The 12531-nt window shown below is 70.0% G+C and carries 8 protein-coding genes; 7 read left to right on the forward strand and 1 reads right to left on the reverse strand.

The genetic code is table 11. From position 1 onward, the window contains the following. From AB0D04_RS40585 to AB0D04_RS40605, 5 genes are all read left to right on the forward strand, one after another. On the forward strand, positions 1 to 1579 hold a 1579-nt coding region (locus tag AB0D04_RS40585), incomplete at its 5' end, for a thioesterase domain-containing protein (protein WP_362712430.1). A 37-nt stretch (positions 1580 to 1616) separates the two neighbouring features. After that, entirely contained in the window at positions 1617 to 2621 is a 1005-nt protein-coding gene (locus tag AB0D04_RS40590) for a TauD/TfdA family dioxygenase (protein ID WP_362712431.1), read from the forward strand. Positions 2622 to 2650: 29 nt separating this feature from the next. Continuing rightward, a complete protein-coding gene (sbnB, locus tag AB0D04_RS40595; RefSeq protein WP_362712437.1) occupies positions 2651 to 3685 on the forward strand; it encodes a 2,3-diaminopropionate biosynthesis protein SbnB in 1035 nt (344 codons plus the stop codon). 223 nt (positions 3686 to 3908) lie between these two features. Continuing rightward, on the forward strand, positions 3909 to 4934 hold the full coding sequence (gene sbnA / locus AB0D04_RS40600) for a 2,3-diaminopropionate biosynthesis protein SbnA (RefSeq protein ID WP_362712432.1): 1026 nt from the start codon (positions 3909 to 3911) through the stop codon (positions 4932 to 4934). 222 nt (positions 4935 to 5156) lie between these two features. After that, on the forward strand, positions 5157 to 6389 hold the full coding sequence (locus tag AB0D04_RS40605) for a cytochrome P450 (protein ID WP_362712433.1): 1233 nt from the start codon (positions 5157 to 5159) through the stop codon (positions 6387 to 6389). A 74-nt stretch (positions 6390 to 6463) separates the two neighbouring features. Here AB0D04_RS40605 and AB0D04_RS40610 read toward each other — a convergent pair whose 3' ends face one another. Continuing rightward, positions 6464 to 9601, reverse strand: a complete 3138-nt coding sequence (locus AB0D04_RS40610; protein WP_362712434.1) for a BTAD domain-containing putative transcriptional regulator — start codon at positions 9599 to 9601, stop codon at positions 6464 to 6466. A gap of 236 nt (positions 9602 to 9837) precedes the next feature. On the opposite strand from AB0D04_RS40610, the gene AB0D04_RS40615 reads away from it, so the two are divergent. Both AB0D04_RS40615 and AB0D04_RS40620 read left to right on the forward strand, forming a co-directional pair. Beyond that, positions 9838 to 11409 carry an alpha/beta hydrolase gene (locus AB0D04_RS40615; RefSeq protein WP_362712435.1) on the forward strand — a complete coding sequence of 524 codons (1572 nt, stop codon included), beginning with the start codon at positions 9838 to 9840 and terminating at the stop codon, positions 11407 to 11409. Between the two features lie 170 nt (positions 11410 to 11579). Further along, on the forward strand, positions 11580 to 12531 hold a 952-nt coding region (locus AB0D04_RS40620; RefSeq protein WP_362712436.1), incomplete at its 3' end, for an FAD-dependent monooxygenase.

Genomic DNA, 12531 nt, shown 5'->3' on the forward strand with positions numbered 1-12531 from the left:
ACCCGTCAACAACGTGCACATCCATATCGTCGACGAGTACCTGTCTCCGGTGCCGCTCGGCGCCCCCGGAGAGATCGTCTTCTCCGGAGTCTGCGTCGGCCGCGGATACGTCAACGACCCCGAGCGCACCCGGTCGGCCTTCACCGAGGATCCGCACCACCCCGGCAGACGGCTCTACCGCAGCGGCGACCACGGGCGCTGGCTGCCGGACGGGAAACTCGATTTCCTCGGCCGCCGGGACGCCCAGGTCAAGATCCGTGGCTTCCGGATCGAGATCGGCGAGATCGAGAGCACCCTGCTACGGGTCCCCGGTATCCGCGACGCCGCCGTAGTGGTCTCCCAGGACACCGGTCACGGCCGGCGGCTGGTGGCCTACTACGCCGCTCCGCGCCCGCTGGAGGACGACGCGCTGCAGGACACCCTGAGCCGGTCCCTGCCCGCGTACATGGTCCCGTCGGCCTTCCTCTGGCGGGAGAGCCTGCCGCTGACCGCCAACGGAAAGACCGACAAGAAGACGCTGACCGCACTCACCCCGGACGCACTCGCCGACGAGGGCGACACCGCCGAGGACGACCACCACCCGCCCGGCACACCGGCAGAACGACGGCTCGCGGCCGCATGGGCCAAGACCCTCGGTATCCCGGAGGGTCGGATCGGACGCCAGGACCATTTCTTCGACCTCGGCGGCACCTCCCTGACAGCGGTACGCGTCGCGATCTGCCTGGACCGGGTGGTCTCTCCCAAGGACCTCACCCGCCACCCCGTCCTCGCCGACCTGGCGCGGCTGGTCGAGAGCCGTGCCACGACGGACGGCGAGCCGCTGCGGTCGCTGTCGGAGCCGGACCAGGGGCAACGGCAGGGCGCGCTGGTGGGATTCCCCCGCGCCGGAGGCGGCGCGGAGGACTTCCGGGCGCTCGCCACGGCGCTGCGGGGCAGCGGGCCGGCGGTCTACGCCGTCGAACCGCCCGGCCCCGCGACGGACGACGCGGCGGGGCCGTCCGCGGCGACGGCACAGGTGGCCGAGCGGGCCGCCGCCGAGATCGTCCGGCGCGGCCTGACGGGCGTCCTGTTGTGGGGCCACGCTTCGGGCGCCGCGTGCGCCGTGGAGACCGCCAGGAGACTCCAGGAACGCGGAGTGGACGTCCAACGGGTCTTTCTCGGCGCGCAGTTGCTGGGTGACGCCGCCGCCCGGCACGCCGCCGTGGCCGGCCTCACCGAGTGCGGGGACGCCGAACTCGCCGCAGCATGGAACGCAGACGGCGGCCGCCCCGTACGGGACGCGCAACGCGCCGACCGTGCGCCCGCCGCATACCGGCGCGACTGCATCGCCGCACACCGGTATTTCGCCGACGCCCTGGACAGCCCGCCGGCGGGGAAGCTGACCGCGCCGGTCACCGTGGTCGTCGCCGCCGACGACCCCGGCACTGCTCAGTTCCCGCAACACCACCGCGACTGGCTGCTCCTGGCCGAGCGCGTCGACCTGCACGAACTCGCCGACGGCGGCCCGTACTTCCTTCATACGCGAGCGACGGAGGCGGCAAAGGCGGTGCTGCGTGCCGCCGAATGGCCGGCTTCCTGACCCGGACCGGCTGCCCCAGACCGAAAGGAACGTCACGATGACATCCTCACTCCCGCCCGCACTGCCGGATCTGGAGTCGCCGGCCGGTACCACGGCGATGCTGTGGGCCGAGGGCACCGACGACGCGGCGGGCTGGGCGGCCGCGCACCGGGACGCGCTGCGCGCCGCCGTCACCGAACGCGGTGCGGTCCTCGTCCGCGGCCTCGGGCTGCGCCACGCGGACGACGTCGGCGCGATCGTCCGGCAACTGGACGCCGTGCCGGTGACGGAGAGGGAATCCTTCGCCCCCCGGCACACCTACTCCGAGGGCGTCTACTCGTCCTCCAAGTGGCCGCCGAACCAGCCGATGTGCATGCACCACGAACTGAGCTACACGCTGGAGTTCCCCGGCCTGATGCTGTTCGCGTGTCTCGGCGCGCCCACCAAAGGCGGGGCGACCGGGGTGGCGGACGCCACGGCGGTGCTCGACGCGCTGCCGGCCGAGCTGACCGAGCGGTTCGAGCGGGAGGGCTGGCTGCTCACCCGCAACTACCACGACGAGATCGGGGCCTCCTTGCCGGAGGCGTTCGGCACCGACGACCGGGACGCCATCGAGCGCTACTGCCGGGCCAACGCCATCGCGTTCGCATGGCAGCCCGACGGCGGACTGCGCACCCGGCAGCGCCGCAGCGCGGTGGTGCGCCACCCCGTCAGCGGGCAACGCTGCTGGTTCAACCAGATCGCGTTCCTCAACGAGTGGACGCTGGCCCCCGAGGTGCGGGAGTACCTGATCGACGAGTACGGCGCCGACGGGCTGCCGTTCAACACCCGCTACGGCAATGGCGACCCTCTCACCGAGGACACCGTCCAGCTGCTGAACAAGGTCTACGAGGCGCACACCCTGCGCCGCCCCTGGCAGGCCGGTGACCTGCTGCTAGTCGACAACGTCCGTACCGCGCACAGCAGGGAGCCGTTCGAGGGGCCACGGGATGTGGTCGTGGCGATGGCCGATCCCACGCGCCTGGCCGACAGCGCACCGACCATCGAGGTGACCCTTCCGTGAACACCATCCGCTCCAGCGCACCGTCCGCCATGACCGGACCGCTCGCCGTGCCACCGTTCGCGGTGATCCCGGGAGGACAGGTCCGGGCCGCCCTGGAAGGACGAGAGAAGCACATCGTGGAGGTGGTCGAGGACACCTACCGGCTGCATGGCGCCGGTGACTCGGTGAACCCTCCGTCCTCCTTCCTCCGTTTTCCCGACCGCCGCTCCTCGCGGATGATCGCGCTGCCCGCCTCGATCGGCGGTCAGGCACGGGTGGACGGCCTGAAGTGGATCTCCAGCTTCCCGGAGAACGTGGCGTCCGACATCCCCAGGGCCTCCGCCGTGCTGATCCTCAACGATCCCGTCACCGGCTATCCGTTCGCCTGCCTGGAAAGCTCCATCATCAGCGCCACCAGGACCGCCGCGTCGGCGGCGTCGGCGGCGGACTGGCTCAGCCGCGGACGTCCACGGCCGATGCGCGTCGGATTCTTCGGGGCGGGCCTGATCGCCCGCTACATCCATACGTTCCTGGAAGGCACCGGCTGGTCGTTCGACGAGATCGGCGTGCACGACGTGTCCCCCGAGAGCGCGGCCGGCTTCCGCCTCTACCTGGAGCAGTCCGGCACCCCCGGCCGGATCTCCGTGCACGACAGTGCCGAGGAGCTGATCCGCTACAGCGACCTGGTCGTCTTCGCCACCGTCGCCGGTGAGCCGCATGTCGAGGACCCCTCGTGGTTCGAGCACAACCCGGTGGTCCTGCATGTGTCCCTGCGCGACCTCGCACCGCAGATCCTGCTGGCCTCGACCAATATCGTCGATGACATCGAGCACTGTCTGCGGGCCGGCACCTCGCCCCATCTGACCGAGCAGCTCACGGGCAACCGGGACTTCGTGCACGGCACGCTGGACGACGTGATGAACGGGCGGGTGACGGCTCCTCCGGACCGGCCCGCGGTGTTCTCACCGTTCGGCCTCGGCGTGCTCGATCTCGCGGTCGGCAAGTACGTCTACGACGAGGTGGCCCGCTCCGGAGAGCTGCAGACCATCGACGGCTTCTTCCACGAACTGCGCCGGTACGGATGAGCGCCGATACCTCGCTGTCGAGGCGACAAGGAGGACCCCACGGAAGTGACCCCAGGTGACATCAGCGGCCCCATTGCCACAGGCCGAACCGCACCACACCGCGGCGGCCGGCAGGCCTCCCCGTCGGCACGGCCGGACGCACCGGCGCCCGGCACAGGAGAAGCCCGCCGCCACGGTCACATGGACATTCCGAAGGTGCTCCGCTCCAGAGAAGGAGACCATCGTGCCAGTCATATCCGTTCCCTACGCCTTCAACGAGGAAGAGCTCTACGTTGACCTCGAACCCGTCTTCGGGCAGTCGCTGTTCCTCAAGTGCGAGGGCTTCAACTTCACCGGCTCGATCAAGCTGAAGGCCGCGACCGAGATGGTGGAGACAGCCGAGCGGGAAGGCGTCCTGACTCCGCGTTCGATCCTGGTCGAGTCCTCGTCCGGAAACCTCGGCGTGGCACTGAGCATGATCGCGGCGAGCAAGGGCTACAGATTCCTGTGCGTGACGGACTCCCGCTGCAATCTGTCGACCAGGCTGATGATGGAGGCACTGGGCAGCCAGGTCCATGTCGTCGCCGCGAACGAGGCCAACGGCGGCTACCTCGGCGCACGGCTCGACTACATCCGCGGACTGTGCGCCTCCGACGAGCGGTGCGTATGGCTCAGCCAGTACACCAACCCGGCCAACTGGCAGGCGCATTACCGCACGACGGCACCGGCGATCGCCCGCTGGTTCCCGCACCTGGACGTCCTGTTCGTCGGCGCCGGCACCACCGGGACCCTGATGGGCTGCGCACGCTACTTCTGTCAGTGGCACCGGCCGGTGCAGATCATCGCGGTGGACCCCGTCGGGTCGGTGGCCTTCGGTGATGCGCCGGGCCGCCGTATGATCCCCGGCCTGGGCATGAGCGTCCGCCCCCCGCTGCTCGACGAGTCCTTCGTGGACGAGGCGGTCCACGTCACGGAGGCGGACACCGTCCGCACCTGCCATCGGCTGGCCCGGCACGGATTCCTCTTCGGCGGCTCGACCGGCACGGTAGTCAGCGGCGCGATGGGCTGGCTGTCCCGGCACGACACCCGCGGGCTCACCGCGGTGGCCATCGCCCCGGACCTCGGCGAGCGCTACCTCGACACCATCTACCAGGCCAACTGGGTGCAGGACCTGTACGGCGAGGACATCCTCGACTTCGAGGAGCCCGACTCCGCCGACTACCCGGAAAGCGACCTCGCGCGCCACCAGCGGCAGGATCCCAACCGCTAGGACCTGTCCAGTGGATCCAGGTCAACCAGCAGAAGGCCCTATGGAGCTCCCCTCAGCCCTCGGCCGACCCCGTAGGGCTTCCCGCGGCCTGGATTTCCGGTGTGAAGCGCCTACTGGGGTGGGCACTTGAGGTCGGCGCTGCTTCGGTGTCAGAGCCGTGTCAGTCGTGTGTCAGGTCCGTCGGCGAGTGTTGCCGCATCAACCGCCACGAAAGGCAGCCCGATGAGTCAGACGGATTCCCTCCCGCACGGCCTCCCCATCGAGCGCGATGCGGGCCCCTTCGACCCGCCCCGCGCCATCACCCGGCTGCGCGAGGCTCGCCCGGTCAGTCCCATGGTCTTCCCCGACGGTCACGAGGGCTGGATCGTCACCGGCTACGACGCGGCCCGTCAGCTCATGGCCGACACCCGGTTCAGCTCCCGCCAGGACATCGGCGTTCTCCACGATCCGATCGAGATCCCCGGCATGCCCGCCGCTACCGAACCGTCCCCGCAGGTGCCGGGCGTGTTCATCGCCATGGACCCGCCGGACCACACCCGGCTGCGGCGCAAGCTCACCGGCGCCTTCACCGTCAATCGCATGAAGCAGCTCGAAGAGCGCATCGTCGACGTCGTCGAGCGGCAGTTGGACGAGCTGGAGCGTCTTGCCCCGCCGGTCGACCTGGTCAAGGAGTTCGCGCTGCCGGTGCCCTCGCTGGTGATCTGCGAACTGCTCGGTGTCCCCTACGCGGACCGGGAGAACTTCCAGGTCAACTCCGCCAAGTTCTTGGACACGGAGCTGCCGTTCGACGAGAAGATCGCCGCGTACACCGCACTGACCACGTACCTTGCCGAACTGGTCACCCGCAAGCGCGCCACCCCCGACGACGACATCCTGTCCGACCTGGCCCGCCATGACGACCTCGCCATCGATGAGCTGACCGGCGTCGCCTTCCTGCTGCTGCTCGCGGGCCACGAGACCACCGCCAACATGCTGGCGCTGGGCACCTTCGCGCTCTTGGAGCACCCCGAGCAGCTCGCCGAACTGCGCGCCGACCCGGATCTGCTGCCCGGTGCCGTCGAGGAACTCATGCGCTACCTGTCCGTTGTCGACACCCTCTCCCTCTATCGCTACGCCACCGAGGACATCGAACTCGGCGGCGAAACCCTCGGCAAGGGATCGACCGTCGTTGTCTCACTGCTGGCCGCCAACCGCGACCCCCAGCGCTTCGACAACCCCGACACCCTGGACATCCACCGCAAGGCCCGCGGTCACCTGTCCTTCGGCCACGGCGTCCACCAATGCCTCGGCCAGCAACTGGCCCGCATCGAGATGCGCGCCGGATTCGACGGACTGCTGCGTCGCTTCCCGACCCTCAAGCTCGCCGTCCCCGCCGGCGAGGTGAAGCTCAGGACCACCATGCGGATCTACGGCGTCCACGAACTGCCGGTCACCTGGACGGAAACGGCCCGGTAAAACGTCGCCCGAGCACGTCAGTTGACAGGCCGAGCGCGGCCAGGACCCGCATCAGCGGCCCCTTCCGCCGGAGGTCAACGAGCGAGGGTGCCCGCGACCACCTCACGCCAGCTCGCCTGCGCCCCGTCCTGCGTCGCCTCGGTGAACCGCGTGTCACCGAGGCCACGCCGCGCGGCCCGCTCGATCCGGGCCACATCCGGTTGGGAACGATCCGGCAGACCGCGCACACCGGCGCTCGCCGCGAGCAGCCGCGCGGCCTGCTCGTACTGTTGGTCACGCAGCGCCAGATCCGCGATCCCGACGAGCACGTGCGCGATCAGGGGTGCATGCCCCGCCTCGGACGCCGCATGGAAGGCCGCGATGCGGTGTTCGCGGGCCTCGTCGAGATCCTCGGCAAGGTAGCCGAGCAGGTCTTGTATCACCGCGCGGACGTTTGCCCGCTCGGCGTCATCGCCCAGCATCGCAGTCGTGACGTCGAGTTGCCGGTGTGCCTGCTCGGCGTCGCCGCTCCAGTGCGCGAGCCCCGCCTTCGCCAGGGCCAGCTCGGCCAGCGCATTCGGCCAGGCGACGCGTTCCGCGGACCGCTGCGCCTCGGCCATGGCAGCCGCGCTGGAGTCCTCATCGCCCAACAGCCAGTACAACTGGGCCTGCCGCGACCGCATCCCCACGACATCCTCGATGGCACCGACCTCGGTGACGACCGCGATCGCCTTTTCGTAGTACGCGCACGCACCGGCGAACTCGCCGCGCACAGCGATCCGATTCGCCAGCTCGGTCAGGGCGAACGACATCCCCCACCGTTCGCCGAGCGCACGAAACTCGGTGAGCGCCGTCTCGAGATATGCGTCCGCGTCCCGGCCGTCGTGGCCAAGCATGATGCGCATCTTGCCGAGGTGCAGCCGGGCAAGAGCGCGTACCCAGGGGTCCTCGTCCGTGAGCAGCGGTTCGAACGCGGACACGGACGCTTCCGGTGCTCGCACCATGCGTTCCAGTGCGGCGACGAACCCCAGCACCGGGTGACGGCTCTGCACCCGCCGGCTGATTTCGTAAGCCTTGTGGATCCACTCCTCCGCCTGGTACTGATCACCCAGCCCGGAGAGCACGAGCTGTACGACGAATGCGTACACCATGGCCCGGATCTCGTCGGCCACCTCGCCGGGCATGGCAGTGGCCGCCATGATCAGCTCGTTGCCCTCGGCCTTGTGCCCGCCGAGCCACCAGTACCACCCAGCGGCCGCTGCGAGCCGCATCGCCCCCTGCGCCTCACCGGCCGCGAGCGCACCGCGCATCGCGGCACCGATGTTGTCGTGCTCGGCCTCGAGCGCGGCAAGCCATTCCAATTGCTCGGCCCGGCGAAGATGCGGATCCGCGGTTTCGGCGAGTTCGGTGAAGTACGCGAGATGCGCACGGCGCGCCGGATCCGATTCCCCCGCCTCCGCGAGCCGCTGCCCGGCGTACTCCTTGATCGTGCCGAGCATCCGGTAGCGCGGCGCTCCGTCGCCCTCGGTGAGCACCAGCGATTTCTCGGTCAGCGCGGTCAGCAACTCGAGTACCTGCCCCGCCTCGACCCCCTCGCCGGCGCAGACCCGCTCGGCCGCTTCCAGGCTCGCACCACCGGAGAACGCCGAGAGTCTGCGCAGCACCATCCGTTCGGCGTCGGTGAGCAGTTCCCAGCTCCAGTCGATCACCGCACGCAGCGTCCTGTGCCGCGGCAGCGCGGTGCGGCTGCCGCCGGTGAGCAGGCGGAACCGGTCGTCGAGCCGATGGGCGAGCTGATCGAGGGACATGGTGCGCAACCTGGCCGCGGCGAGTTCGATTGCCAGCGGCATACCGTCAAGCGCCCGGCAGATGCGCGCCATGGCCGACACTGTGTGGGCGTCCCTCGCGAGGTCCTTGCGCACCGCGCCGGCTCGGTCCTGCAGCAGCTGGACGGCCGGAGAGGACTCGATCTCGCCGGGGTCGGCGTCCTCGGCGGGCAGGACCAACGGCGCGACCGGCCACAGTGCCTCACCGGTGATGCCGAGGGATTCCCTGCTCGTCGCGAGGATCCGCAGCCGCCGGCACTCCCCGAGCGCCCGATGGGCGAACGCCGCCGCGGACTCGATCACATGCTCGCAGTTGTCCAGAATCAGCAACATCGCCCGCTCGCGGACCGCAGCAATGACCCTGTCCGTCGGCTCCGCGTCCGGTGCCTCGCCGAGCAGCGCATCCCGCAGGCCGAGCGCGGCGAGCGTCGAGTGCGCCACGTCACCGTCCGCGCCGATGGCTGCGAGCTCCACCAGCCAGACCCCGTCCGGCAGGTCGCCGAGCAGCGGGCGCGCGGTTTCGGTGGCCAGCCTGGTCTTCCCCGAGCCGCCCGGCCCGATGAGGGTGGTGAGCCGATGTTCGGCGATGAGTTCGCGGACCGCGGCGACATCAGCGTCCTTGCCGACGAAGCTGGTCAGCTCGGCACGCAAGTTGGTCTTACGGTCCTCCTCCCGCCGCCCCAACTCGCCCCGCAGCAGCGCGACATGCACGGCGGACAGCTCCTGTGAGGGGTCGACGCCCAGCGCGTCGGCCAGGGTTTCCCTCGTGCGCTGGTACACGAGCAGCGCCTCAGTGTCGCGACCGGTCGCAACGAGGGCACGCATCAACGCAGCGACAAGCCGTTCCCGTACCGGATGCGCGGCCACCAAGTCGGTCAGTTCCGTGACCAGCTTCACGCCGTGGCCGAGGCTGATCTCCGCATCGAACCGATCCTCCATGGCAGCCAGGCGTAGCCCCTCGAGCCGGGTGACCGCCGCATCAAACGCTGCACTGTCCGGCAAACCGACGTCCTGCATGGCCGCACCGCGCCACAAGGCGAGGGCCTCACGCAGCAGCCGTACCCCCCGTGGGTCCTCGTCATTGCGGGCCTGGCCGACGAGGCGTTCGAACCGCACGGCGTCGACAGCGTCGGGTTCCACCCTCAACCGGTAGCCGTCCGGCTGCCCCTCGACCAACCCTCCCGGCAGCGCCTTCCGCAGCCGGGACACCAAGCGTTGCAAGGCGTTCGCTGCGTCGGAGAGCGGCTGTTCACCCCAAATCCAGTCGACGAGCGTCGCCTTCGGGACTACGCGACCCGGTTCGAGCGCGAGGGCGATCAACAGCCCGCGCAGCCGCGCACCCGGCACATCGGCCGGGACGCCGTCATCCGTACGAACCTCGAATGGTCCAAGTATCCCGATCTGCACCTGGTTGATTTTGCCATGGTCGATGGGCGGGCCTCCGACTGCTCACGTGGCACCGAAAGTTCCCGAGGCTACTGGCCCCTGGCTGGTACACCAGCAGGTGATCGCCGCAGACAGGACGGCCGGGGTGGTGCTGGTACCACCCCCAAGACGGCAACCAGCATGATCGATTGCGGGTTGCCGGAGCCCGAACATCGCATCAGACGCTGCGCAGCCGAGCGCGGCCGCCGGGAGGTTCGATGTCCACGTTCAGAAAACCGCGATGGCCCGTGGCCGCCGTATCGGGTGTGGTGGCCACGGCCATCGCGACTGCCGTCGCCCCGGCCGCCACGGTGCGGTCCGCACCGGCAGGCGGTGCGCACAGCAGCTCTTCGCCCGCGGCCGCGCGCTATGCCGGGCAGCGGCTCGGCTGGAAGCCGTGTGACCAGGATCCTTCGCTTCAGTGCGCGGCAATGACCGTGCCCCGCGACTGGCGCCACCCGGGGACCGGCGCGGACCTGACCATTGAGGTGTCCCGGCACCAGGCCGCCGACCCGGCACAGCGCCGTGGGGTGCTGATGATGGCCGCCGGCGGACCGGGCGCCTCGGGGCTCGCACGGCCCGCGGACTTCGTCAAGGCGTCGCCCGCGGTCGGTGCCGCGTACGACGTGGTCAGCTTCGACCAGCGGGGAGTCGGCAGCAGCTCGCACGCGACATGCCAGACCGACGCCGAGTTCCGGGACTTCTACGCGGGCGACTTCCGCGACCGCTCGCCCGCGGCGGTCCAAGGCGTGGTGGACCGGTCCAGGCAGTTCGCGAAGGGCTGTCAGAAGCGCAGCGGTGACCTGTTCAAGTACCTCACCACGGACCAGGCCGTGCACGACATGGACCTGTTCCGCGCACTGCTCGGCGTGCAGAAGATCTCGTACTACGGGCCGTCGTACGCCACCTGGCTCGGCGCGTACTACGCGACGGAGTTCCCGCAGCACATCGAGCGCGCCGTGCTGGACAGCAATCTGCCCTTCCATGACACCTGGCAGCAGGCCGAACTCGGGCAACCGAGGAGTTTCCAGCGCCGTTTCGAGCAGGACTTCCTGCCATGGATCGCCAGGTACGACTCGGTCTACCACTACGGAAGCACCCCCGCCGAAGCGAAGGCGAGGTGGGAGGCGCGCCGCAAGGCGCTGCACGACCGCCCGATCACGATCGGCTCGCTGACGATCGGGCCCAACCAGCTCGACAACGCCACGCTCCAGGGGATGTACAACGCTGACCGGCAGTGGGGTCAGCTGGCGTCCGTGCTGGCTGCCCTGGAGCACTGGGAAAGGGCGACGTCGGCCGAGCGCCGGCTCGTCCAGCAGGCCTTCGCCACCTACTTGTCTCCCGGCTTCGCCGCCACGTACTTCCCGGTCACCTGCAACGACACCCCGTGGAGCCGGGATCTCGGCCACTGGATACGGCAGAGCGCCAAGGACACCAAGAAGTACCCGCTGGTCGGGGCACGGGAGCTCGCCTACGCCGCGACCTGCGTGTACTGGCCGGAGTCGGACGCGCCGCGCGTGAAGGTCACCGGCAAGGGCCTGCCCCCCACGCTGATGCTCAACTCCGTGCATGACCCGGCCACGTACTACGAGGGCGCGGTGCGGGCGCACAAGGCGCTGCGGGGCTCACGCCTGGTCACGGTGACGGGCGGCGGCGACCACGGGCAGTACCAGAACGGCAATTCCTGTGTCGACGGCATCGTCGACGCCTACCTCCTGAACGGAACCGTCCCGACGCATGAGGTGACGTGCCGCGCCAAGCCGCTGCCCATACCGGCGCAGCACAGCTAGTGGCTCGTCGCGCATCGTTGGCCGGGTAATCGAAGGTCGCCGGGCCGCCTACAACCGGTACGGGGGCGTGATGCGGATGTTGGCCGGCCTCGACCTGGCCACCGGCAAGATCCCCATCGTGCGGCAGAATCGCCGGACAAAGCCAGGACCTGCAGAAATGGGGGGTTGTCGTGATCGACGTCATCGTTGCCGGCGGTGGACCGACCGGATTGATGTTGGCCGGGGAGCTGCGGCTGCACGGCGTGCACGTGGTCGTGCTCGAGAAGTTGACCGAGCCGGCCGGGCAGTCCCGCGGGCGCGGGATGAACGTGCGCACCGTCGAGGTGATGGACCAACGTGGCCTGCTGGACCGGTTCCTCGCGGTCAGCGAGCCGTACAGGACGGGCGACTTCGGCGGCCTCGTCAAGCTGCGGCCGGACCTGGTGGACACCGCGCACCCGTTCGGCCTCGCGACTCCGCAGGCCGTCACCGAACGGCTGCTGAATGAGCGCGCCGTAGAACTCGGTGCCGAGATCCGGCGCGGCTGCGAACTGGTCGGGGTGAGCCAGGACGAACACGGCGTGACCGTCGAGTTGGCCGACACTACGCGGCTGCGCTCGCGCTACCTCGTCGGCTGCGACGGCGGCCGCAGCGCGGTGCGCAAGCTGCTCGGCGTCGGCTTCCCCGGTGAGCCCGCCAAGGTCGAGACGCTGCTGGGCGATATGGAGGTGACCGAGGAACCGGCGACGGTGGCCGCCATCACGGCCGAGGCCCGCAAGGTCCACGCACGGTTCGGCACCGTCCCCATGGGGGACGGGGTGTACCGCATCATCGTGCCCGCCGATGGCGTGGCCGAGGACCGTGCAACGGCGCCGACCCTCGAGGAGCTCAAGCAGCAGCTGCGGGTGTATGCCGGCACCGACTTCGGCGTGCACTCACCGCGCTGGCTGTCCCGGGTCGGCGACGCCACCCGGCAGGCCGAGCGCTACCGGACGGGCCGGGTGCTGCTGGCCGGCGACGCGGCGCACATCCACCCGCCGGCCGGCGGGCAGGGGCTCAGCCTCGGTGTCCAGGACGCGTTCAACCTCGGCTGGAAGCTGGCCGCCGAGGTCAACGGCTGGGCGCCCAAGGGGCTGCTGGACA

The sequence above is a fragment of the Streptomyces sp. NPDC048483 genome (genome assembly GCF_040651455.1).
Classification (GTDB): domain Bacteria; phylum Actinomycetota; class Actinomycetes; order Streptomycetales; family Streptomycetaceae; genus Streptomyces.

What these genes read in the sequence shown, in the direction of transcription:
- AB0D04_RS40590 (WP_362712431.1), top strand. Translation starts at nt 1,617, where the DNA reads ATGACATCCTCACTCCCGCCCGCACTGCCGGATCTGGAGTCGCCGGCC.
- AB0D04_RS40605 (WP_362712433.1), top strand. Translation starts at nt 5,157, where the DNA reads ATGAGTCAGACGGATTCCCTCCCGCACGGCCTCCCCATCGAGCGCGAT.
- sbnB (WP_362712437.1), top strand. Translation starts at nt 2,651, where the DNA reads ATGACCGGACCGCTCGCCGTGCCACCGTTCGCGGTGATCCCGGGAGGA.
- AB0D04_RS40615 (WP_362712435.1), top strand. Translation starts at nt 9,838, where the DNA reads ATGTCCACGTTCAGAAAACCGCGATGGCCCGTGGCCGCCGTATCGGGT.